Annotated in this window: 30 protein-coding genes and 1 pseudogene; 1 reads left to right on the top strand and 30 read right to left on the bottom strand. The window is 39.7% G+C overall.

Going from position 1 to position 24,019, the window contains the following annotated elements; genetic code table 11:
• Positions 1-108: 108 nt before the first annotated feature.
• From BM146_RS14550 to BM146_RS14675, 26 genes are all read right to left on the bottom strand, one after another.
• Complete coding sequence (locus BM146_RS14550) at positions 109-933, bottom strand: CPBP family intramembrane glutamic endopeptidase (protein ID WP_143087499.1); 825 nt, start codon at positions 931-933, stop codon at positions 109-111.
• Positions 934-974: 41 nt separating this feature from the next.
• The gene (locus BM146_RS14555; protein ID WP_330391844.1) at positions 975-1,601 is read right to left on the bottom strand and encodes a class I SAM-dependent methyltransferase; all 627 of its coding nucleotides are present in this window, start codon (positions 1,599-1,601) and stop codon (positions 975-977) included.
• 10 nt (positions 1,602-1,611) lie between these two features.
• Positions 1,612-2,352 (bottom strand): N-acetyltransferase, encoded by a 741-nt coding sequence (locus BM146_RS14560; protein ID WP_074890602.1) that lies wholly within the window; start codon positions 2,350-2,352, stop codon positions 1,612-1,614.
• Between the two features lie 89 nt (positions 2,353-2,441).
• Positions 2,442-3,065, bottom strand: a complete 624-nt coding sequence (locus tag BM146_RS14565; RefSeq protein ID WP_074890604.1) for a GNAT family N-acetyltransferase — start codon at positions 3,063-3,065, stop codon at positions 2,442-2,444.
• A 22-nt stretch (positions 3,066-3,087) separates the two neighbouring features.
• Entirely contained in the window at positions 3,088-3,834 is a 747-nt protein-coding gene (locus tag BM146_RS14570; RefSeq protein WP_074890606.1) for an EFR1 family ferrodoxin, read from the bottom strand.
• Between the two features lie 92 nt (positions 3,835-3,926).
• Positions 3,927-4,382, bottom strand: coding sequence for a MarR family winged helix-turn-helix transcriptional regulator (locus BM146_RS14575; RefSeq protein WP_074890608.1), 456 nt, complete (start codon positions 4,380-4,382; stop codon positions 3,927-3,929).
• 3 nt (positions 4,383-4,385) lie between these two features.
• Complete coding sequence (locus tag BM146_RS14580; RefSeq protein ID WP_074890610.1) at positions 4,386-5,732, bottom strand: MATE family efflux transporter; 1,347 nt, start codon at positions 5,730-5,732, stop codon at positions 4,386-4,388.
• Positions 5,733-5,906: 174 nt separating this feature from the next.
• The gene (locus BM146_RS14585; protein ID WP_074890613.1) at positions 5,907-6,323 is read right to left on the bottom strand and encodes a YjdF family protein; all 417 of its coding nucleotides are present in this window, start codon (positions 6,321-6,323) and stop codon (positions 5,907-5,909) included.
• Positions 6,324-6,430: 107 nt separating this feature from the next.
• Positions 6,431-7,045 carry an alpha/beta hydrolase gene (locus BM146_RS14590; protein WP_074890615.1) on the bottom strand — a complete coding sequence of 205 codons (615 nt, stop codon included), beginning with the start codon at positions 7,043-7,045 and terminating at the stop codon, positions 6,431-6,433.
• Positions 7,046-7,061: 16 nt separating this feature from the next.
• Entirely contained in the window at positions 7,062-7,712 is a 651-nt protein-coding gene (locus tag BM146_RS14595; protein ID WP_074890617.1) for an RpiB/LacA/LacB family sugar-phosphate isomerase, read from the bottom strand.
• 24 nt (positions 7,713-7,736) lie between these two features.
• Positions 7,737-7,943, bottom strand: a complete 207-nt coding sequence (locus BM146_RS14600) for a hypothetical protein (protein WP_074890619.1) — start codon at positions 7,941-7,943, stop codon at positions 7,737-7,739.
• Between the two features lie 214 nt (positions 7,944-8,157).
• Positions 8,158-8,901, bottom strand: a complete 744-nt coding sequence (locus BM146_RS14605) for an N-acetyltransferase (RefSeq protein WP_074890622.1) — start codon at positions 8,899-8,901, stop codon at positions 8,158-8,160.
• A complete protein-coding gene (locus BM146_RS20320) occupies positions 8,831-9,028 on the bottom strand; it encodes a hypothetical protein (RefSeq protein ID WP_330391845.1) in 198 nt (65 codons plus the stop codon). Before BM146_RS20320 ends, BM146_RS14605 begins: the two co-directional genes overlap by 71 nt.
• 142 nt (positions 9,029-9,170) lie before the next feature.
• Positions 9,171-9,908: an ABC transporter permease gene (locus BM146_RS14615; protein ID WP_177201686.1), complete on the bottom strand. Its 738-nt coding sequence runs from the start codon at positions 9,906-9,908 to the stop codon at positions 9,171-9,173.
• An 11-nt stretch (positions 9,909-9,919) separates the two neighbouring features.
• On the bottom strand, positions 9,920-10,642 hold the full coding sequence (locus tag BM146_RS14620; protein ID WP_074890627.1) for an ATP-binding cassette domain-containing protein: 723 nt from the start codon (positions 10,640-10,642) through the stop codon (positions 9,920-9,922).
• A gap of 196 nt (positions 10,643-10,838) precedes the next feature.
• On the bottom strand, positions 10,839-11,708 hold the full coding sequence (locus tag BM146_RS14625) for a GNAT family N-acetyltransferase (protein ID WP_074890629.1): 870 nt from the start codon (positions 11,706-11,708) through the stop codon (positions 10,839-10,841).
• A 102-nt stretch (positions 11,709-11,810) separates the two neighbouring features.
• The gene (locus tag BM146_RS14630) at positions 11,811-12,293 is read right to left on the bottom strand and encodes a flavodoxin family protein (RefSeq protein ID WP_026659941.1); all 483 of its coding nucleotides are present in this window, start codon (positions 12,291-12,293) and stop codon (positions 11,811-11,813) included.
• On the bottom strand, positions 12,290-12,826 hold the full coding sequence (locus BM146_RS14635) for a PadR family transcriptional regulator (RefSeq protein WP_022775675.1): 537 nt from the start codon (positions 12,824-12,826) through the stop codon (positions 12,290-12,292). Before BM146_RS14635 ends, BM146_RS14630 begins: the two co-directional genes overlap by 4 nt.
• A complete protein-coding gene (locus BM146_RS14640; protein WP_074890631.1) occupies positions 12,826-13,557 on the bottom strand; it encodes a 4Fe-4S binding protein in 732 nt (243 codons plus the stop codon). Before BM146_RS14640 ends, BM146_RS14635 begins: the two co-directional genes overlap by 1 nt.
• A gap of 90 nt (positions 13,558-13,647) precedes the next feature.
• Positions 13,648-14,199, bottom strand: a complete 552-nt coding sequence (locus BM146_RS14645; protein ID WP_074890633.1) for a BUD32 family EKC/KEOPS complex subunit — start codon at positions 14,197-14,199, stop codon at positions 13,648-13,650.
• 25 nt (positions 14,200-14,224) lie between these two features.
• The gene (locus tag BM146_RS14650) at positions 14,225-14,851 is read right to left on the bottom strand and encodes a CPBP family intramembrane glutamic endopeptidase (RefSeq protein ID WP_074890635.1); all 627 of its coding nucleotides are present in this window, start codon (positions 14,849-14,851) and stop codon (positions 14,225-14,227) included.
• A gap of 371 nt (positions 14,852-15,222) precedes the next feature.
• Positions 15,223-16,095: an AraC family transcriptional regulator gene (locus tag BM146_RS14655; RefSeq protein WP_177201687.1), complete on the bottom strand. Its 873-nt coding sequence runs from the start codon at positions 16,093-16,095 to the stop codon at positions 15,223-15,225.
• Entirely contained in the window at positions 16,068-17,426 is a 1,359-nt protein-coding gene (locus tag BM146_RS14660) for an MATE family efflux transporter (protein ID WP_074890637.1), read from the bottom strand. Before BM146_RS14660 ends, BM146_RS14655 begins: the two co-directional genes overlap by 28 nt.
• Positions 17,427-17,496: 70 nt before the next feature.
• Complete coding sequence (locus BM146_RS14665; RefSeq protein ID WP_074890639.1) at positions 17,497-18,270, bottom strand: ElyC/SanA/YdcF family protein; 774 nt, start codon at positions 18,268-18,270, stop codon at positions 17,497-17,499.
• 103 nt (positions 18,271-18,373) lie between these two features.
• On the bottom strand, positions 18,374-18,832 hold the full coding sequence (locus BM146_RS14670; RefSeq protein WP_026528501.1) for a GNAT family N-acetyltransferase: 459 nt from the start codon (positions 18,830-18,832) through the stop codon (positions 18,374-18,376).
• Between the two features lie 100 nt (positions 18,833-18,932).
• Positions 18,933-20,714: a hypothetical protein gene (locus tag BM146_RS14675; RefSeq protein ID WP_026518486.1), complete on the bottom strand. Its 1,782-nt coding sequence runs from the start codon at positions 20,712-20,714 to the stop codon at positions 18,933-18,935.
• 191 nt (positions 20,715-20,905) lie between these two features.
• Between BM146_RS14675 and BM146_RS14680 the strand changes: the two genes are divergently transcribed.
• Positions 20,906-21,688, top strand: a complete 783-nt coding sequence (locus BM146_RS14680) for an AraC family transcriptional regulator (RefSeq protein WP_177201688.1) — start codon at positions 20,906-20,908, stop codon at positions 21,686-21,688.
• Positions 21,689-21,805: 117 nt separating this feature from the next.
• On the opposite strand, the gene BM146_RS14685 is transcribed toward BM146_RS14680, so the two are convergent.
• From BM146_RS14685 to BM146_RS20430, 4 genes and pseudogenes are all read right to left on the bottom strand, one after another.
• Positions 21,806-22,249, bottom strand: coding sequence for a GNAT family N-acetyltransferase (locus tag BM146_RS14685; RefSeq protein ID WP_074890641.1), 444 nt, complete (start codon positions 22,247-22,249; stop codon positions 21,806-21,808).
• A 15-nt stretch (positions 22,250-22,264) separates the two neighbouring features.
• Positions 22,265-22,669 carry a GNAT family N-acetyltransferase gene (locus BM146_RS14690; protein ID WP_074890643.1) on the bottom strand — a complete coding sequence of 135 codons (405 nt, stop codon included), beginning with the start codon at positions 22,667-22,669 and terminating at the stop codon, positions 22,265-22,267.
• Between the two features lie 224 nt (positions 22,670-22,893).
• Entirely contained in the window at positions 22,894-23,313 is a 420-nt protein-coding gene (locus tag BM146_RS14695) for a hypothetical protein (RefSeq protein ID WP_242949412.1), read from the bottom strand.
• 598 nt (positions 23,314-23,911) lie between these two features.
• A pseudogene (locus BM146_RS20430) lies at positions 23,912-24,019 on the bottom strand (radical SAM mobile pair protein B); the annotation flags it as partial.

Here is a 24,019-nt window from a genome sequence, read left to right on the forward strand (position 1 = left end):
CTGTTTTTCATTATTATTTAACCTCCATACAAATATTTTTCATCTGCATGGAGCATATACACTGCAATTGATCATGTCCTTCCTCCTTCTTGTTATTTTAAACGGATATCATTCTTTTGACATCACATTCTTTTTCCAACATATCAGCGCAATTATAACCATGTATATAGCTGACAAAACCACATAAAACCAAATATCAACCTGCAAGAAACAATACAGGAAGTTAAAGCAAAAGTGTATCACTATGCCATAGATCAGGTTATCGTTCTTTTCCATGAAAAGATTCATGATAAAGCAAAGTCCCGTCATTACAATAACGTTGGACAGAACGTATGGTATCATCTGGATTCCCATATAATCTGAATCTACAAACCAGAGTATGGTATGCCAGAATGCCCATATAACTCCCTGTATCACTGATGCACTGAAAAAACTGTATTTTGCATTAAGGTATGGGCGAAGATAACCTCTCCAGCCTGACTCTTCCCCTGTTGGCCCCGTTGTGATCGAGAATAAAAATGACGCCCAGAACGGGTAGGATCCAAGATTCCAGTATTCACCAAAGGCCTTCCCCTGAATCAAGGACAAAACAAATACTGTAATAATAGTAGCTCCAAGCGTAAGTATAGCTGAAGCTACCAGCGTTACTATGCTTATCTTTCCACCAAAAGCTTTTCTGTAAAATTCTGCAATGCTGCGGCCAGGGCAAAAATACTTAAAACCTATAAGCAACACAATAGTCGGTGCCCACGCACAAACATTAGACAAGATCCTCATCACAATAGGCGGACCATGGAATACCATACTTGCTGTCCCGCATAGTCCCAGCACCATAAACCAAAATACAAAATAGCTTAAAACTACATACAATTTTACACGTTTTTCCATATGATTATACTGCATCCCATCATCTGATTTCTGTAACTTTTTCAAGAGAATAATCCAAGATAACCTTTTCTACCTAATTCACATAGTTATGATTTCTTGGTAATAACCGCTATTGCACAAGGCATACGCCCATCAATAACATGGTATTCAACATCGGAGTACCCCTTGTCTGCAAAAAACTTCTTGTATGAATCCAAATCGAACTGCCTCTTAAAATCCGCACCTAGCAACGTAATGAACTTAACAGCAGCCGTCCCAGTACCTTTAGACATGTTTATATAAGTCGGGATAATGATCTTTCCACCGGGTTTAACTACTCTCCACAGCTCATGAAGTGCTTTTTCGGGTTCCGACAACAAGTGGATAACATTACCGGCAACAGCCTTATCAAAACAGCCCCCTTTGCACTTTATATTTGTTATGTCCGCTTTCTTGAATGTAGTATTGGAATAATTGCGGCATTTCTTTGCGGCTTTTTTAAGCATTCCTGTTGCAAAATCCGTTGCTACCAGCCTCTTACACTTCTGCGCAATAAATATGCTGATCGCTCCTGTTCCGCAAGCACATTCCAGGACCTCATCCGAAGGTTCAATAAGTTCAGCAACTTTCTTTCCTGTACCGGTATAAACTTTACTATTATAGATATTTTCAAATAAATCATATAAAGGAGAAACCATATCCCAAAACATAATCCAATGCCTTTCTTTCGCCATACTATCCTGTTTATATAAGTTTCAAGAATTTCTTGTCGTTCATCTGCTCATTTGTGACATACTCACCATCATGAAATAATGCATAATTCGTTACTGGAGTAGGTGCATTCTGCGCTTCTTCTTTACTCTCAATATGGATTGCCCGGAAAGGAATTCCATTATCTCTAGCTGTCTGCTCCAGAACAGGCACGTACTTTGCATTAAACGGGCACTGATTCGTGTAATACAAAACATAGCCCATCTCTTCTATATGTGGATGCTTTGCACAATCCTTGAATCGCGGTGCAACCGCCTTCTCTTCAAATGGCAGATACCAGAGCTGGATACCATTATCCGCTTCATCACCTACGATAAATCCTTTGTGTTTCAAAAATTTAGGATCAGCTAAAAAAGTTTTTTTCTTTGCAGCGCACAAAATACAAAGCCCCTTCTTACCCTTATTCTTACTTTCCTGAATGCAAACATTTAATAAATCCGAAGAGTATCCGTGCCCCTTAAAGGCCCCGGACACCCACAGACAATCGATGTACGTATATCCATCTGCCTCAATTGGAACCCAAGCGTTTTCCGCCGGAATATATTCGATAAAGCACTTACCGCGTTCTACGCTTTTCAGAAAAACAAGTCCCTCATCAAATCTGTCTGCAAGCCAGGCTTTCTTCGATGATACTTGGACATCCTTATTGCCAGAAATAGCACAGCAAATATGTTCCTTCTCCAAATTATCCTTTGTCACTTGAATATACTCCATGTTCATTCCTCCAGTGAAATGAATAATGATATTTTTTCCTAAACCCAGTCCCCTCAGATACACTGATCCAGATCTGTTTTACACTTACGTTACTCAAAGATTTGTCCTGGAAGTTTTTGCTTCTCTTTTGGCGGAAAGTTCTTATCAAACTCCTCAACAGCTACATCTTCGACATAGTATCCCTTAGGGGTCTGATATACCCCTGTGACGCCATCAAGATATCCCGAAATCAGTTCTCTACATAGGAAAAATGAGGCATCTGCGCCCTCCGTAAGATCATGGTATCTGATTCCAAACTTGCTTGCATAATCAAATCCGCAGTGACTATAGAATCCGATATTTCCCTCAAAAAGAACTGCTCCAAATCCCATATCTGCAGCCTTTTCCAGAGAATAATCCAGAATTGCCTTTCCATAGCCTTTTCTCTTAAGTTCAGGTGTAATTCCAATAGGACCCATGGTAAGCACATCAATAGTCCTTCCATCATCAGCCTCAATGAAAGTTTTCATGAACATGTTCTGTCCGATCAGCTTCCCATCCTGCTCCATAACAAAGTCAAGTTCAGGAATAAATGCCGGATCATCTCTGAGCACATGAATTACATAGTGTTCACTGCATCCAGGACGATAAACGTTCCAAAATGATTCCCTTACTAAATTTTCAACTTCTCTATAATCTTTCTTTTCTTCTAATCTAATTGTATAATTACTCATATTTTTTCTCCATTTTTCATCGTTAAGAAATTAAAAGCTCACCAATTTCTATATGTGGATTCCTATATCTGGCGGAACTCTTCTCTCTATTATGGTGGATAGCATTCTTAGGGCAGTTCTGAATACAAGCTCCGCAGCTTATACAATTCTTTGAAAAGAGTGGGCGACCATTTTCAATATGTATATTTCCCATTGGGCAAAGTCTTGAGCACGTACCGCATCCCGTACAAGCTTCGTTTACAGTAACTTCTTCTGTAATACCAATTCCTGTAGGAAACTCATATTTTTTCTTGTGATCACGCGTAATTAGTTTGCTGAAAAGCGAATTTCTTTTAACGTACCTTTTCTTTTCAACTATATCACCCATTATCTGGTCAATTACACCCTGCTGCTTTTTATTATCGCCTTCCTGTTTTTCCATATCGGCAAAGGTAATGCAATTCTCCGCCATTTGAATTGAATTAACATAGTCAAATTTCCTTCCGTTTGCCAGAGTAATATTGTTTAACTCGTTGCAAACAGATCCGGCAAAACATCCATAAGTTGCTATGGCGAAAAGATAGTTGCACTCCACCTTCAGTTGCTGCAAAAACTCCTCAATATATGGTGGTATACAAAGCCCGTAAACCGGAAATACTATACCCACAACATCATCTTTTATCTCATAGATTCCCTGTTTGATCAGCTTGGGAATAGATAAACACTCTCCTCCCAAGCACTTGGCAACATACAAGCAATTTCCAGTTGAGCTGAAATACAAAGTTTTCATTCAATATCCTCCAAATGTGTAAAACATAAACTGTATAGTAACTATACCCTTTGGAGAAAATAAAACATGAATTACACTAATTATTTTGCTTTTTACACTGATTTATCCAGATCATCAAGCGCCTTGTCAAAAGCTTCAAGGAACTGCCTCATGCTATCCAAAGTACTTTCAGGTATTTGGTCAAGCATAGCTTCATACATAGTTCCCATGTTTTCATGCATCTTGCGGTGATCATCCCTTGCCGCTTTACCTTTTTTAGTAAGATACAGGCAAATCGCAGCATCTGAATCGGGAGACACTCTCTTCTCCATAAGATCCCTGTCCACGAGCTTGTTGACCATCTGTGATACAGCGCCCTTAGTAATTCCGCGCACCTTGGCAAGCTGTGTGATGTTGATCCCCTCACTATCACCAACTATGGCTATTGTATGGATCTCAGGCTGAGTAAGGATTATATCCTTGCAGTAAACCTGAGGCTTTTTTTCATACTGCATGTATTTATGGATGATTCGCTCCATTAACCAGGCAAGTTCCTTGTAGTGTTTCATATCTTACGCTCCTAATTTGTGACAAATACGATACTCTGCTGAATATGTCTTTTGTATATAGGATACCATTGCAAAAGCCACTATCACAGATAAAATATGGCTTATCAAAAATGCAAACCATACTCCGTTTAAGCCAAAGAGCTGTTTAAAAATATAGGCATTTGGAATTCTGAACATAATGTAATAAAGAATCAAAAGAACCATCGCCATTCCCGGCTTACCAACTCCCGTAATATATCCCTGCATACAACTTGTGAGCATGTACAGAACATAGCCAATACTGATTATAGAAAAGAACCTTGATACTACCTGTGCGACTTCAACCCCCTGTCCAAAAACTGCTGTGAGCTGCCCTGAAAAAAGAATCACTAGCACGCTTGTAATTGCAATGAGAGAGCCTCCTATGATCATGCTTGATTTCAGATAATCCATTGCCCTGTCATGCCTTTTTGCTCCAACACATTGTCCCACTATGGATGTCACTGCCATACACATTCCTGTAGTAGGCATAAACATTATAAGTTCAAGATTTCTGGCGACTCCAAAGCCTGCTATAGTGTTCATTCCAAATGAAGAGATGAAAGAAATCATAAAAGCAGAACTAAGCGGCGGCATGATTGACTGTACTGTAGTTGGCACAGATAAACAGACCATGGTTATGGCATCATTCATATTGATCTTTTTTAAATCCATAGAAAACATCTTTTTCTTTTTGTGATAAATAATGGCATAAACCAGGCATAGAACTTCAGAAGCCACTGTAACAATTGCTGCACCGGCTAATCCATAAACTTTTATTGCAAAAGGATCAGCAACTGCATTAAACACTGCTGTGAGCATCATACCTTTCATCTGAAACATTGGATCCCCAAATGCCCTAAAGATTGATGTAAACACCATGTAAATAAATAACGCTGCATTTCCCAACAAGTAAATTTTCAGATATGTTGCAGCATCAGAGAAAATAATTTCCGGTGTTCCCATAAGAGCCAGTATCGGATCAACAAGTACTTCGCCTAAGATGAAAAGTACAACTGAAAAAAAGGTGGACATTGCTATAACGGTCGCTACTGCCCCCGGAATATGTTTCCTGTCGTCTGCTCCTACAAGATTAGCTATCATAACTGAAATACCATTACCAACACCCATTGAAATGGAATTTAAAAATAAAACAATCGCCGTTCCAGCGGTTAGTGCCGACATCCCCAGCTCTCCAAGCAGGTTTCCAACCCACAGACCATCCACCATGTTATAGATCATTAGCATGATCATCCCAACCATAAGTGGCGCAAACATCTTGATAAGTGACTTATTTGTTTCTCCATTAATAAAATCAATTTTACTATTCATTTTTCCTCCTTTTTGTATAGCTGCTATACTGTTTAGTTACTATACACTTTTCAAAATAAAAAAGACTCCTCGCACTTATTTGGAGTCTTTTTACACGGATTTTGCTCTATTAATCCATTTACTTTGATGCAAACTTAGGATTTTTCACCTTCTTTGATTACGACAAAATTCCCGTCAACGCCCTTTATGTTTTTCTCTTTTCTTCATCTGTTTTAATTCAAACAAACGTTGATTCTCTGCTTCCTTTTGTTCACGGCTTCTGAATTTCCGTTCCAATTTATTCTGCTCCTGTTGTAATTTGAGAGCCTGTTGCGATTTTGTACCTATGCCGGTCTCCAGTGTCTGCTTTTTCGCATCGCGCTGTGCCCTCTTGGGATTTTTCTTAGTTTCCTTTACAGTTGTTTCAATCTCCGGACTAAAATGCAGATAATAATAGTTCCGATTAATAAGTTCCAGCACCTCTATGTCCTTAGGTTCAGCACCAAAAGTCACTTTAGCTGCTGATAGTTTTTTATCTATAACCCTCTCGAATATGCCCACCCAGAATGGGTCTTCAAAATACACGATCAGCCTGCCACTTATTCTATCCATTGTTCAAAAGTCTCTTTATCTAATCTTGTTTTACACTTATTTTTCTGAACATACATGTTGAACCACTATCTCATTTTGAGATAGTGGTTTTCTTAATCTGAGCATTTTTACCCTCTGCGAGATTGCATCCAATCATTCAAAAAATGAATTTGCTCGTCCGTATGAAACCAATGCTCTCCGCCCTCCATAACAGTAAGCGTTGCATTAATCCTATTAGCAAATGTTGTTATAGTATCCAACTCCTGCAAATTATCAAGGCTACCATATAAAATGTCTGTCGACACATTCCATTTAACAGGATTCGACCTTGCATACTGCAAATATTCCCAAGACAAATCATCACCAAAATCTACAGGAATAATTTTCTTTTCCTGAAGTTCTGTTTCTGTTGTGCCAGCCCAGGCAATCATGTTTAAAATCAGTTTTTCCATATCAACTATTGGAGATACAAAATATGCATGACTAATGTATTCATCACAATTTGCAACCATGGAAAAGTATGCACCTATGCTATTGGCGATTAATGTAATATTCTCATAGCAATTTGCCAATTCCTCTATTTTCGCTTTAAATTCTTTCTTTGCATCCCATGGATTATCAGCCTTGTAGTCAAACCCATAAAACTCATGCCCTGAGAAAAACTTATGGTAGTTTTCAATTTCATTTGCATTTCCACCCTTGCCATGAACGTAAATCACAAGGGATTTCTTATTCTCATTCATTGTAGTCTCTCCTTAACTAATCAACATTCTTACACTTCCTGAAGGTTTTACGCATCTCATATAAAGCTTCCCCTAATTTCCCACGTTCTTTCACAAACTTGATCACATCATTCTTTTTATTAATTTTCTCAATTATTGACGTGTCCAAAAAAGTAAAAAAATCTTCAAACTGAATCTGCGACTTTCTTCTTATTTCCTTGAGTTCCTCAGTGTCTTTCAGCTTCCTTTCCGCTTCGCTCTTTGGATATCCCTGCCCAAACGGTTCAGAAAAGAGCGCTTTTATTGTTTTATCAAAGTTTTCAACGCCTGCCCAGGTATAATCTTCGCCCAATGGAAGTGAAATAGCATTACCATTATTGATCTGTGCAAACAGATAAGCGTCCTTTGGAGTAGGAGCATATCCACAAATTACTCCAGGCATACTGTTACACGCCAGCATCATTCCCTGTCCGGATGAACAACCAGTAACAACAAAATCAACTGCTCCACTTGCAAGTAATATACCAACAAGAACCGAAACGTCTATATATGAATACTTTTCCTGTTCTTCTAAAGTACATCCAAAGTTGATGACCTCTGCATCTTTAGGGGCATATTTTTTTACAGTATTAAAAATCAGCTCATTTTTTCCAGCCTGAGAGCTCGCTTGAATTATCCCTATTCTCATTGCAACATCCTTAAATCATTCATACTAATCAATTATTGTTTTTGGCCATTTGCAGATCCCCACTTCAAGAGCTCTTTCTTCCTTCAGATGAAAATCCGCATATTTACAGTACCAGCAGCCTTTCAAGCTTGGAATTGCATCCTCTCTTGGGGTGTATGCAGGGCAGATATCTTCTGGCCACACACTTCCGTCTCTCTTGGGAATATCGTAATTGTTTGATTTATTATCCATTTCTTATAACTCCTCATAATGAACTTCCGCTCTCGCATTCGCTCGCCGGAAGACGCGCGAACCAAGCTCAAAAGTACTTCGCTAGGTTCTTACAGCCTATAATCCAAATTTCTATACTAACTATACCGTCAAATAAAAATAGACCATCAGATACACTGATACAGGTCTGTTTTACACTGATTTTGGCCTGTTTTATTCCCCACAATCCATCCCCCTACTGTGCCAGTTTTAAGAACTTCTTGTCATTCATCTGTTCATTCGTAATATACTTCCCATCACAGAATAGCGAATAAGTTGTGATCGGCGTCGGTGCATTCTGAGCATCATTCCTACTCTCGATCTTCATAGCTCTGAATGGAATGCCATTGTTCTTGGCTGTCTCTTCCAGCACAGGTACATACTTCGCATTGAACGGACACTGGTTCGTATAGTAAAGAACATATCCTTCCTCATCTATGTGCGGATGCTTAGCACACTCTTTGAACATCGGCTTCTTGGCCCCTTTCTCAAATGGCAGATACCATAACTGTATGCCGTTATCCGCTTCATCACACACTTCAAAGCCTTTATATTTCAGGAATTTCGGATCAGCCAGAAACGGCTTTTTCTTTGCTGCAGCAAGAATGCAAAGTCCTTTCTTTCCCTTCTCCTTGCTGTCTTTGATGCATTCGGAAAGTAGGTCACTTGAATATCCATGACCTTTGAAAGAACCGGAAACCCATAGGCAGTCTATATACATATACCCAGGTGCTTCGATTGGATTCCATGCATGCTCTGCCGGAATATATTCTATGAAGCATTTCCCACGCTCCACACTTTTTAAGAATACAAGCCCCTCATCAAATCTGTCCGCAAGCCACGCCTTCTTTGAAGATACCTGTACATCTTTATTGTTGGATATGGCGCAGCAGATATGCTCCTCTTCCAGATTCTCTTTTGTAACCCTGATATACTCCATAGCCCTCTCCTCCTACTCTCTCCGTTCCGCTTCGAACAGCCTCCATCAACGGATACAGCATCATCATGGTTTTGGAACAGATTCCATATCCACCTTTGTTTACCATGTTTCTTTCCCTTCCTTTCATATTTTTTCGCCATATCACAGGCGATTTCATAAAGCTTTTCCCTGATAGACTCCGGTTCGATTACAGTCACTATAAAGGCTGTAATTATGATAATTGGCAGCTTATTCTTTTTAGTATTTGTTTTCGTCTCAATTTTTTCCCCTTATATCGTATCTATCTTTGTGAATATGAACATTCCCATGACAGAGTATAATATCAGCCCTATCACAATAACCACGATTATATTCACATAGGAAACAGATACTCCGCTAATTCCAAGGTCTTCAGTCTTAGTCACAATAAAGTTCCTTGAAAGACCATATTTATCCATAAAGCCCGCAAGGGCCGGGATCCTGGACACGAGCTTTGTTTCAAGAAAACTAATAAGCATTCCGTGAAGATTTGCTGAACCAAAGATAGTAATAATGGTTGGTATGATGGTATTTCTGGTAATTTCATAAAGAGCCATCATAGCGATGCCAAATACTGTATGAAGCATCACTTCGAATGTTATGAAGCTTATAAGTGAACCAATACGGCCAAAGTAAATACTCGGTGCCCAGAAAAGACTTCCAAACCATGATGCAACAAGTTCCCCCAGAAACATAAAAAGGGAGTACAGAAACACCACCGGGATCTTAGCAAAAAAAATGTTCTTCTTCCCGCTGCGGGTCGTCAGAAGGTTTTTCAAAAATCCGCTCTTTCTCTCTTCTTCCGAAAAAACAATTGCGAATACACCTACCATGATCAGAACGTATCCGGAAGATGCAAAGCTTGCATAGAACTCTCCGAAGGTTGAAGCAGACTCGGTTTCCATTCCTGCCAGAAGTCCGGTCAAAATTACAGTGGTTAAAAGCATCACATAAAAAACTCTTGTTTTAAATAATCTGTATAGGTTCATTTTTATAAGATTTAGCATGCCTTCTGTCCTTTCCTGATAATATCCAAATAGAATTCTTCGAGAGAATCAGCCTCGCCAATATAGCTGTTCTTTAACTCCTCAGCAGTTACCTCTGTTAAAAGCTTTCCTTCTGAAATGATGCCAAATACCGTCGCAACCTTCTGAAGTTCTCCAAGTATATGGCTTGATATCATAATCGTCATGTTCTTTTCTTCATTAAGCCTCTTTATAAGCTCTCTCATCTCGATTATTCCCTGGGGGTCAAGTCCATTAATGGGTTCATCCAGTATGAGAAACTCAGGGCTTCCCAGTAGAGCCATGCCAATTCCAAGCCTCTGCTTCATGCCCAGGGAAAACTTTCCCGCCTTCTTTTTGGGTTCTCTTGACAATCCTACAAAATCAAGAATGTCCAGTATCTCTTTCTGGTCATGTAATCCCATTGAAATTGCTCTAAGTTTCATGTTGTCAAAAGCATTGAGATACCCGTATATTCCCGGACTCTCAATAAGACATCCGACCTTTGTAAGGTAATTATCGCCTGCAGCAACTTCAATCTCTCCACTGGTCGGAGTTGCGAATCCGACCAGCATCTTCATAAGTGTTGTTTTTCCTGCTCCGTTGGGACCAATGAGACCGTAAATCTCACCTCTGTCAATGTGAATATTCATATCCTTAACAGCCTCAAAGGAACCGTATTGTTTAGTCAGATTTTTTGTTTCCAGATAACTTCTCATTTTGTTCCTTCCTTTCTCTGCGAAAACAGTCATTTCTTCATATGCCTACTCTAACACGCAAAGAAAAACAGGCCTTAGCGTACACCGCATTAGGCCTGTTTTACACTGCATTCACTAATTCCGCGAGAATAGCATATCCGCTGTCTTTTCCAGTTCGCGTCTTTCCTGCGTATCATCGTATGATTTTTCCCTGTCATCAATCCCCTTGTTTTTGATAAAAACTGTAGTGGTATTTATTTCTGAAACCGAGTCTGGAATAAAAATCCATGTCTGATATTACAAAAGCTCTCTTAGCACCTAACCTCTTTGCCCTACTCAGCGCTTCATGAATTGCAGCCTTAGCTACTCCTCTTCCCCTATAGCTTGGGATAGTACAGACAGGCTCTACATACACGTAGTCCGTCTTGGGGTTATACCATAGACCGCATATTGAAATGAGTTCTCCCTCCTCATTGCATGCAGCCACACAGAGGTCCCTGTTAAAGTGCCTACGCGCCCTTGGGGTAGCGATCTCTTCTTTTTCAAACTTTTGTTTATCTTCTCCGTGATCAAAACCTTGCCAAAAAAGCCATGATAGCTCATAAATATCCTTAACAGGATTCGGGTTCACAAACTTAAGGCCCTCTGGCAAAGGAGCTCCAAATTCCCTTTCCAGGTCCAGCTCCATGATATTTTCTGTTTGCTCATTCCTGATAAAGCCCTTGTTTAAGACCAAATCTATTTCATCTGTGTTGTCATCGCAGACTGCAAGGGAAAATCCAGAATCATCCATGAGATTGGTGCAGGCATAATCTAATATTTCAGGATATAACTGCTTATAATCAGATAAGACTCCACAAAATCCCTCACCGAAATACATATCATAGATTGCTGCACCAACAACGTTACCATCATCAAGCCAAAGCCCAATGGACTCAATCAATTCCTTATTGAATTCTGGATGCTCATACATCCATTCAAATCTCGCCCAGTTCCAATTAATATGGCTTGTATCCCGAGCATTTAGTTCTATAAGAAAATCACATACTGCCTCATAATCATTATCTGCATATTTCTTGAAATACATTATTCCTACTCCTTATTTCTCCTGATTTCATATTATCTTAAAACCAAAAACAGACCTACCTTTACACGGATATAGGTCTGTTTTACACTACTTATAATTCTGCTATAGCATCTGACAAAACTCGCTGAGTCTATGCGTATTATCTTCTGAAGGTTTATCTTTCGGATCAATGAAAATCGCAGTCGCGGCAAAGCTGGTGATTCCAATGCAGTCCTTTAGCTTAGAAAAAGCTCTCTCTGCCCCGGAACCGCTTTGGCAGGCAAATGCAGCTATAGTCTTATTTTTCAAGTTCTCTTTATTCTCCAAAATAAACGTCCGAAGCGGAGGCGTGAACGTTCCTGCCCAAACAGGAAATCCAAAAATAATCTCATCATAAGCTGACACGTCCAGATCGTATGCCTCAAGCTCGGGCTTTTCTGCCATAACAGCACTCTTCCCACCCCAGAAAAACTTTGAGAATCCACTGGTCGAATACGCTTTCTTTGGAACAAGTTTTAATTTATCTGCTGGAAGTACCTTTGCCAGTTCATCTGCTATATACTCTGTGTTACCTTCTAATGAGAAATAAATTATAATCCTTTTCATGCCAGTACCTTTCTTGCTTTGTTGCACCATTTCAAATATGCCTCATAGGTTTCTATTCCAAACAGTATCGTAAGATAGAAATAAACATGATCTTCTTCATCAAGTGCTTTTTCAATATTAGCCTTATATACCTGTAATACCTTAAGGTCAGCCTTTATCTGTTCTTCAAAGACTTCTATATTCCTAAGTGCTGTCTCTTTACTTTCAACCCCTCCGAAAAACAGTTTCATCAAAGTCTCATATTTAAGATCGTTGCTTGCCTTCTCGTCTCTTACCCATGCTCTGAGTATCTCTTTTCCCTGACCGGTAATGCTATAAATGATCTTCTCCCGGCCGCCACTGTCATTACCCTTAAGACGCCTTACGCTGCCCTGTTTTTCCAGTTCCGCAAGAGCGGGATAAATGCTACCAAAGCTTCCCTTCCAGAAGAACCTTATACTTCCGTCGATCTGTTTTTTTATATCATATCCGGTCAGATCATCATGGGATAACAAGCCCAGAATCACCATGTCTATCTTTCTGTCTTTGGCCATTATTTCCACCTCCAACAGTATTTTAGAACTTTTTTCGGACATTCATCAACACAAGCTCCGCACAATATGCACTCGGTGCACTTTGAATTGCTGCCTTCCTTTGCCATATGTGCGACGTCAAGCCCCATTGGACAAGCCCTTGAACACCTGTTACATGAAATACAGTCCGCTGCAGATGCTTCAACATGAAGCTGGGGGACATGAAGAAAACGACCTATGCAGCTCCCAATCACCATAAATGGCGCCATCCAGCAAAGATAATGGCATGTTGCTCTCCTTCCATGTATCAGTGACGGAAGAACCAATATCAGAAGTACTCCGTAATAGATAATATAGTTATGTATTTCTGTCACTGAAATACCGTGATCTGTCATGAAAAACGGATCTATGGTTACATGGTTTTTCCCGAGGATGAAAGTCACAACTATAGCGGAGATCCACAGTATCCAGATAACGTATTTAATCTTATTCCTCCAGCCCTGCTTCGCGGACTTATCATTGCATCTTGCTACACATTCCTGTAGCCCTCCTGCAGGACAGAGATATCCGCAAAAGGCACGTCCAAAGAACACCGAAAAAATAAGCAAGCTCATAAAGACTATAAAGCTTCCGTTCATGATATGTTCTGATGCTGCCATGATTATCAGGTATGGTGAAAAGTACCACGCTGTTATTGGAAACAGCAGGAATGATATGAAAATAATCGTTCTTCTTATTGTCTGACGCTTCATTGAACACTCCTTCGCATATATCAATTAGATATATCATTTTGATATATATTATACCTCAGAATACTTCATGTCAACAGATGTTTTTTCAATCTACATATGCTCCTTATAGTATTCCAAAAACTCCGGAGTTTTTGACCAGTATTTTATTCCCCAGTTCTCGAAGTTCCACTCTTCCATATAATCATTGCACTCATAATCAATATAGAAAAGCTCTCCATCATGAACAACAAAATTCGTCGGGAAATAATCAATATTGGTCTTTGCAGGATATAGGAGTTCACACATTGCTTTTACCTGTCTTATATAATCAGGGTCCATCTGATCTCTGGCAACAAGCTCATAGATAGTCTCACCGTCTATGTATTCCTTCACAATGCGTTCTTTATCAATGTCAGCATCAATCATTTTGGGCATTCTGATTCCAATCGCCGTCAGTCTTCTGTAATCATTTATTTCAGACTGGATCTTGTCACCAAACTGGTAATATGCACAAGGCTCGTGGTGTATCTGTTTTAAGACATACTCCTTACCATCCTTTACTGCCAGGTATGAATATCCTCCCTTTCCCTTGCCAAGGAGCTTCTTAATTTTATAGCTGACTCCATTAACGCTACATGCTTCTCCATGACCTGTTTCAAACATAAGACTCCCTTCCCTCTGTCATCAATCAAACAGCTTCATTCGTGATGAAACCGCAGAAATCATGAAATGCATGTAGCAAAATGCATGGCCAGATACTCTTTGTCCTGAGGATCACAAAAGCCATTACAACTCCGTAGGTAAATGCAAACGCCATCTGCAAAAGTGTTTCTGCAAGTCCAGCCCCACCCATTACATTCAGCAGATGACTCATTCCAAAAAGAACTGATGAAATAATGATGGCCTTTGTCTCCTTTTCTTTCCACATATTGCAAATGATGCCCCTGAAGTATAGTTCCTCTGTCAGTCCTATCCCCAGTGTAAATATAAGATTAGGAATAAACAGTCCGCTGTCATCAGACATGATTCCACCGGCAAAAGCAGCCAGGGCCACAATTATAAGTGGAACGTAATACAAAAACCTTGTAGCCATACCACTCACGGGCTTCTGAAAGCCAAGCCCTCTAAGACTGTGATCCTTGACAAGAAAAAATGCAATTGCTACTAATGCACAGCTCCATATAATAGCCGCCTGTGCTGTAATAGCCTTAAGACCCTCAAGCTGTCCCATGACCACCGCAGCCCCCTGGGCAAAGTAGAACAAAAGAACCGTAACTGTTGCTAAAACTGTATTCCTTACTAAATGCTTTGACATAATCCCTCCTGAAACACATGATTTATCTCATTTTGTAGATCACAATTCCCTTTGCCACAATCATCAGAAACAGCCCAGTAGAGCATACACTTCAGTCTTCCTGCCTGAACATAATCAGCTATATGAACCGTAACAAGAATCATGAAAAAACTAAAGAAACGCTTGGTGACATGTATGACACGATTCGTATCATCTGCATAAACAAGCCTATCACACAATAAAAATAAGGTCGTCATCTACACGGATAACGACCTAAAAATCACTGATATTATATTTCTTGATTTCTCACTCTGTTGGAAGTGAGAGTGCTTTTTCATTAAACTCCATCACTGTGACATAGTTACAATATCATCCAAGCTGAGAACAGTATGTCATGTTCCTGATTTCAGCGGAAAACAGATATCTATCTCCATGTATCCATCTTCCATTATATCCCTATACACATCAAAGATAGGCCTCTCATCAAGCTCGTTACCGGTCCTTGAAAGCCATCGGCAGAATATCTCCTGGTACACCATATAGAGAAACTTTGGAAATCCCTTAAAATGATAAACTGCGTATTTTCCGCCATCAACTGAATGAGTAAGGATATCCGGATTCTCTTTTACCAGAGGGTTGTCAGCAGAAACAGTCTGACAAAGCTCATACATGCAGTTATTCTCATCGGTTATAGAGGGATCATCTATGGTGCATTCTATATACGTTGTACTCTCATCTGCCAGATGCCGATACTTATCAATGAACTCGCACCACGCATTAGGAAGATCGTGATAATTCCCCCGCTTCCTTTCATAAATAACAGTAAAATCCGCTAGGTATTCCACGGTGATCTGCTTTTCTGCCTTATCCAGATCGTCCAACGTAAGTCCATGAGAAAAAGAGCTTTCTTCTACCATCTGCTCACTGTTTTTCCGAAAGCTTGCCGGCGATACTCCAAGATGCTTTTTGAAGGCAATAGCAAAATTAGACGAGGAATATCCATAATCCTCGCCAATCTGCGTAATGCTCTTCTCTTTTTCAACCTTCAGGCGCCATGCGCTTCTCTCAAGGCGAATCCTTTTGATGAACTGATACAGCGCCTCATCCGTATCTTCCTTGAACATACGGGTGAGGTGGTATCTGGAATAAGCGCAATGTCTTGCCACATCATCAACAGTAATGTCATCATCTATGTGGTCAAAGATATATGTGATTGCCTTATTGATCACTTCGCTCCTTATTGTAGAGCTTTCTCTGGTTTCCACGCCGGTTTTCCTTCCTCTAGCGCAAGCCTTTGCCTGTTTATAAGGCAAAACGAAACTACTGCAGTCAAAATCTCCGCCCCTGGTCCTGCCATCCATATTCCCTTCATCCCAAAGATCATAGGAAGAATGAACGTAAATGCAAGAAGCAGAACAATTCCTCTCAGTGATGATATCAGAGCCGAAGACTTGGCATCACCACAGCTTGTAAAGTACATTGAATTGATTACATCATAACCCATAACCAGGAAAGTAGCCAAGTAGAACCTAAATCCTGTCACCACCATGTCCACCACGATATCGCTGCATCCAAAGAGTCCGGCGTATGATCTTCCCATAAGTAAGAAAATCGCCGCGATTGCTACTCCGATTCCAAAGAGTATCTTGTTTGTGATCTTCCTTAATTCTATTGCTGTCTCAAACTCTTTTGCGCCAAACATGAAACTTACAAGTGGCGTGAGCCCCTGCCCAAAGCCTATGCAGATCATGCTAAATCCATATACGACATAACCAAGGATGGTAAACGCCGCCACTCCTTCAGGCCCTGCGTACTTCATCAGTACGAAGTTGAAGACAAACATTGATATCGCACTGGCCATCTCTCCGATAAATTCGGAAAATCCGTTAAACATGATCTCCTTGTTGAGTGCCCTGTCAAATGCAAATCTGGTATAGGACAAGCCTGACGCTCTGGATAAGAAATATCCAGTCATAACCAGCGCTGTGATCGCCTGGACTGTAAGCGATCCTATAGCACTTCCAAACACGCCAAGACCTAAGCCGGCAACCAGCGCATAGTCCAAAACTGCGTTAAGCACGCATCCCGTGATGGTTATGATCATACATACCTGCGGCTTGCCATCCACCCTTATGAACATCCCAAGCACTGTTGTCAGCACCATTAAGGGGTAGTTTAGCAGCATGACTTTGTAGTATTCATTAAAAAATCCCGCCAGGGCCGCATCTGCCCCAAGCAGGTTCCTAACTGGCGCGAAAAGAACTGCCAAAAACGCAGATATTACAACACAGGCCACAAGCGAAGTAACGATAGTCTGTGAAAGCACTTCGTTGGCTCTTTTCCCATCTTCTGCTCCAAGAAGCCGGCCACATATAACAGTTCCTCCGACACCCACGCAAAGCCCGATCCCTAAGTAAAAATACAAGATCGGAAGTCCAAGGTTGATAGCCGCCAAGGCTTTCTCCCCCACATAGTTTCCAGTGAAATAACCATCCGTCATGGTTATAACCGTTTCCAGAAGCATCGCGATAATGCTCGGGATCGAAAAACCAAGAATCATCTTGAGTTTGTTTTCTTTGATTTGTTCAGTATTCATCTCTCATCCTCCTTCACTGACGTACAGTATAAGGAGAATTAAAACTCAACACTTCTGAATTTGTGCGTATCTACGATGAAAATTCCGGATTTGCTTTACGTACCTCGTATTGCTCAAGAAGCTCGTCAAAGGCCTTTCGTACATCGGGCGGGATGTCCTCATGTGCAATATATCCCTTTCCTCTGGGGCCATAACCTTTTTCATCATCCATAAGCCTCGGAATCTCTCCCATGATAAGGCTGATATACCGATCCATATCCCACATGCCTTTTATGTCCGATGAAAAAGAAATATCTCCATTTTTCCGGACCACCTCCGCCCGGTAGGTTGCGTAATTGATGATCTGAAGCTCCGGTCTGTACTTTCTCATCACGGCAGACATCCTCCGCTGCATGGTCGCATCCTGCGAAAGGATAATGCTCTTGCATGGTATATTGTTTTTTTCGAGAAGCTCCAGCAGATTAGCGATATTATTACCACAGTTGGTTGACGCAGTTTCCAGATAATCTGCGCTAAGTCCGAATTTTCTAATCAGATAGATATTGAATAATTCCGCTTCCTGCATATTGTATGCATCAACATCCGGAAAAAGAGCTTTCATTGTTTCCTGCAGGGTAGAAGTGGTATGTCCAAAGCCTCCGACGATTATATATGTCTTAGCGACATTCTCCCTCATCGCCTCAGCCATTACATCACCACCGCACAGGATGGTACCTCCAAACAGCGCCATCACATCAGCCTGATGGATATTGTATTTTCTGTAAAGTGCCTCCTCTGTAAGTTCCTCGACATCGCGCACCCCACAGAAGGCGCCTATTATATTTATGTTCTCAGCTGTATTCATCAGTTCTCCTTTTTTTTGTTGAGCAGAAACGGTTCGTAGATAAAAAGTTAAAGATTTTGTCATCCCACATTGTATTCCGATATAACGCGCTAACACATTATCTCTACAAACTTGAATCTGTCTGTTCCAATGCCATCTCGATCTCTGCGAGTTCATCTGTAATCGCGTTGATCCTTCCGGTTTTCGTGAAGCCCATACGGCGATATAGCCTTTCCGCGTTAACATTGTTCTCAAGGATCCATAACGAAGGAGTATCCGGACATTGACCGACTGCAAACTGCAGCAATTCCGTTCCATATCCCATATTTTGTTTTTCCGGAAGGACATAAAGATCCTCGATCAGGTTTTCTGTCACCGAAACGACACCCACAGGAGCTTCATCCACAAGCGTAAAGAACCTGGTTCCTTTATCCATCTTATCGTGTATATACCTTAGCTGTCGTTCGGGTGAATGGATCTCTATGAATTCCGGAGTGCAAAAATCTCTGTGTGATTCTCTCCAGGATATGGAATGAATAATTGCCGCATCCATTATATTCTGTTCGTTTACAGGAATTATCATCATTGCCTCCGCAAGCTGCGATTTGCTTAACCGTTTATACTGAAATATAAACCACTCTCAACGTTTCATTAATTGATTGTCTGGTTCATCATTCCTGTAGCTATTGAAATGAATGGCACTGCGAAACCAAATAAAAATACATTCCCCAATCCTGATCATTCGCGTAATCATCATATCGCTGCCCCGGCTCACCATTTACTGTTACCGGAAATACATACGCACAGCTGGCACTGCCATCCGCAAAAAACAAACTGAGCACACCTCTCAAAGAAGCTTCCGACATCTTATCATACTGTTCATCCTTGCTAATGCGATACCACAATCTATAAGCATTTCCTGTAAGAGCACTCCAGTAATGCGGATACGTATCACCATACTGCCTCTTTTTACCGAACCAATAACCATCCCAATGACGAATTGCAACCTCATACTGAAGATAATGCGGTTGACGAGCATTAAACAACTCTAAAATTTCCAATTGACGCTTTCCGGCTTCTTTGTATTTTTCTTCTCCTGTAAGCAAATACATTTCCAATAATAGATTTGCCGCCGGTGCAACAATGCTTTGCTCATAATTAACTTCATGAGCAGGATACAAAATGTCATTTTTCATGAAAGTATCACAATGATTACGAAAATATTGAAGTAGTTCCTCATATTCCGCATACATCTTTTCTACCCATAGATTTTTCATAAGCTTCTCCAACGGAATTGCAATTGCATAAAAATGATCACCACCCTGCTCATAGAATGATTTCATCACCTTATATGCCTTGTATAGGTAGTCTATATCTTTTTTCAATTGATATACTTCTATGAAAAGCAAACTCATCCACGGATAGTTATATAATCTCTGAAAATGATTGTCATATCCGTAATCATTGGCTACTAAAGAATGTTCATCATCATATAATTCCCTTTCCACATATGCTAGATACCGATTCAAACTATCCATCAGTTTTTCATCGTAAAATCTTTGCAAATAGGCCGCCATCAGCACACCCATTCCGACACGTTCACGTCCCCCGTTGTAATCATTCTCTGCCCGGTAATAGATATGTTTTTCTTTTGTATCATAGATTAAATATGCACCATCCAAAGGACAATTTTCTTTATGAAGCTGTTGTTTTTCCGCAATATATGTTACTCGATTTTTTATAAGCTCCTGAAACGCAGGTAATACATTAACTGCACACTTAGCATTTACCCCATTTTTTTCAAAGCAAAATGTATGTACTCCTTGTTTTTCAGATTTCTGATAAAGTTTTTCTTCACCATCCACATAAATCTTTATATCTTCCCCTTCAAATACAACATATTGATCTGCCTGTACATCCACATATCCGGGATTTATCTGATTAATCTTTTGATAAAAATCCTCTTTCCCCTGATGCCAGAAAAGTTTCCATTCGATTTCAAAGGACTCCCCCGGATTCAGTACCTGAGGTGTTGGATGCATAATAAAATCGCCCCTGTCATTACTGATACGAGAAAGGTCTCTCTCCACACTATATCCGGCAAGACTGCCTTTTGTCAGTACCAACCCCAAGTGAGGGGGTTCACCTCCCATGCGAAGAGCCATTACATAAGACATCTCTCCTCCACAATATATATGTGTGTGGCAACGCATTTTTGTACAAATATCAGAACCACAATAATCATCATTAAAAGGTGTGTAAATACCAATATCCGTAAGAGATGTAAAAAGCGGCTTATCACTGATATTAGTAAAAAGATATTTCTCTGTAATAATATCCTCTTCATCCTGACAGCATACATCAACTGAAATCTGTGATGGTATCTTTACTGTTCCCCATTCGGTAGCTCCCTCTATCCAATTCATTTGATATTTATCTGCTGCGTTAATTAATTCTTTTCGCATCGAAATAGCCTCCATCTTAAATATTCTGGCTATATCATAAGTCTTTTACTTTTCATGATGAAATACACTATTCTGAACCTATTATTTTATTGATTGAGCTATTCTGAACTCATTGCTACAATGAATACAATGAATACAAGGAGAAAGATACCATGGCAGATAAACGAACATTTGTATATGAAAACTTTGAAATGTCCTATGAAGAAACAAAAAAAGGATGGTCTATGCCTTATTCGCATCACCATACCCATTATGAAATATATATACTGCTTTCCGGAGAAAGAACTGTTACTATTGGCAATACCACACATCTTGTGAAAGAAGGATTTGCATGTCTATTTGAAAGCAATATTTCTCATCGCAGTGAAGGAAATACTGATTACTCAGGTCTCTGCATTCATTTTTCAAAGCAGTATTTGGATAGATATTTTCAGCCAAACATTGTTTCCACATACTTAACATGCTTTAAAACACCAATAATCTTCATTCCTGCAGATTACAGAAAAAAACTTCTTACTTGGAATAAGGCTATGAGCCATACTTCTGAGTCATCCTACTTGCTTCTTGCACAAATACTGATAGATCTCTCTAAATTTCAAAAGAAATACTGCGCTGATAGCAGCTTATTTGTTAGTGATGTCAAAACATCCAGCGCCCAAAGAATCATAAACTATATTGACGCAAACTATACCACTCTGCAAAATGTCAGCCAAATTGCTGAATGCTGCGGCGTATCAGAAAGCTATATCCATCGCATTATCAAAAAGAATACTTCACTGACCGTAAAAGAATACATCAACAAACTCCGTCTTCGTCATGCGATACATGAAATGGATTGTTCAAACAATTCATTTGCAATTATAAGCAAAGCTTGCGGTTTTCAGAACATATCTTATTTTTATTATCTATTCAAAAAAAATTATGGACTAACACCTACAGAATATCGTGAACAACTAAAAAAAACGCATAAATAACCAGTTGACACGTGCTCGTCATAAGCAATAACGATTTTCTGCTCTTTGACGGAAGCTCAGGGCTACTGTATGCGGTTGGTGGCAACTTTGTTATTTCTTTAAAAAATAATCCTAGTTTCAGTCTCGCTCTAGCATCACGATATATTCAGGTGTGCCTTCTTCTAATTGTCTTTTTCCGTTGAGATTAAATCCATGTGCCTTGTAAAAATGAATAGCTTCTTTGTTCTTCTCCAGCGTCCATAGGAATCTGCTATCATATTTTTCTTTTGCGAACTCTATCAATTGGGCTCCTATGCCTTGGTTCCAAAAGAAGTAATCTACATATAATTCCGAAATTTCTTTTCCCTCCAGATGTATCATTCCCTTAACTATGCCATCATCATATACCCAAACTTTATTGAGAAGTTCAGGATCATTGAATTCATTGGCGACCTTTACTACCTGCAGCTCGTTAAAAGAGTAATCATCATTATGAAATATTGATCTGTACTTCATTCTTTTTGAAAACACCAGAATTTCGGCAATTCTAGATATATCTTTTGGTTCTGCTTTTCTTATCACGTTTCTGTATCCGCCTTAAATCTCAATCATTTTCCTAATGCCATTAGGAATCACTTCGAAGCCAAGTTTCTTGTAAAAGCCCTCTTTACCATTGGCGGAGACTCCACCGATGGTAGTAAACTTGCCCGTTGATGAATTCTTTACAGCATAGTCAACAAGATGATTAACAATCATGGTTCCTATGCCTTGTCGCTGATACTCCGGAAGAACTACTATTTCCTGAAGATACCAATACATTGCTCCATCACCAACAAGTCTTCCCATTCCTATAAGTTCACCATCTTTAATGGCTGAGACATTTATAAGTCCGTTTTGCAGTGCCTTTCTTGCATGTTCTAAAGGAATATCCGCAAAGCCTGTAGCAGTTCTTAGTCTTACAAAATCTTCAGGGGTTAGGATATTATCAACCAGCTCTATCATTCTGTTTTTTCTCCATAATCTTTTTCTAATATCACTTCAAAACGCATTACCCTACAAATACATAGTTTTCATTCAATCGACATTTTCTTTAATAATCATCTCATACTTTTATCTCTTAATTATTCCTCTATCACTCCATACATGAGCTTCGACATAACGTTCAGGGCCAAATAGGCCATCAGGGTTCCAATCCTGAGGAAGCCCATACTTCTTTATTATTTCAATTATCTCATTATATGTATATAGCTTTTTTTTCTATATTCTTTTCCATCATTAACACGATTGCTGAATGTAGGATGTGAATCTCCATAGGTAAAAGAAACCGTATTTAGATCCAGGTTGGTCGTATCTATCACTACATGATCGCAGTCCTCGAACCAGCTCTGTAACCATGGGCATTCTCCCACCACCAAATAATGTGGTATTTCTCTTTCAATCTTTCCGCCCTTTTTCATAAACTCATTTCTTAATATTTTTTCGAAATGCCTTCTGTCTGCAATATAGCTACCTTGCCTTTTTGCACACATGGTCTCAGGCTTCTCAGATTTGATAGTCAAAAGGATTCTATTGGCTTCTTCTATGCTAAGATCTGATAAATTCTTAAAAGGGCCGATTTTCTTGTCATAATAATGGTATAAAAGCATATTCACTCCACCAGTTCTCTCATTTTATTACATACATTTACAGTATGCGATATAATATACCGGCATGCAAATCCTCAACCGCAGCTGGTTGACTTATATAGAATAATCTTGGAATTGCAGTCAATCTGACACTCTGCGATCATTGACTCAAACAGTATAAAACAAGATTTGTAGTCAAGAACACTCAAACCACAAGCAAACAGACACGCCTAAATAGGGTCTTTGAAGCATCTTCTAGTATCTTATAGAATCGTAAAGTGAAATTTTTAATTTCCGAATAGGAACGACTTAAATAGAAAACCGGAAGCCACATGGGCTTCCGGTAATAGATCTTTGAATATTTCCAAAGAAACAACATTCTGCAACAGCAGATCGATTATCTCTTTGAGAACTTTTTCAATGTCCTAAGCGCTGTGTTTGTGGCATTTCTAGGGCGAGTTGCTGTTTACCTGCTGCGTACGGTAGAAAGCTCAGGGCTACTGTATGCTGCTGGTGGCAACTTTAATAACCGCGATCAAAAAAAATACTCTGATTTTACTTTCTACTCATTAAATCTTTGTCTGTCTTTTGTAAGATTATCTTCCGGTTTATTCTTCCATCAAGGATTATGAATTACATTTCTCTTTCCACTATTGGCAGTTCCTCTTACTTCTTCGTGGTAAAAGTAATCTACGATTGTTGGATGTCCTTTCTCTACTCTCTCATA

The sequence above is a fragment of the Butyrivibrio proteoclasticus genome, from assembly GCF_900115735.1.
Taxonomy (GTDB): Bacteria; Bacillota; Clostridia; order Lachnospirales; family Lachnospiraceae; genus Butyrivibrio; species Butyrivibrio proteoclasticus_B.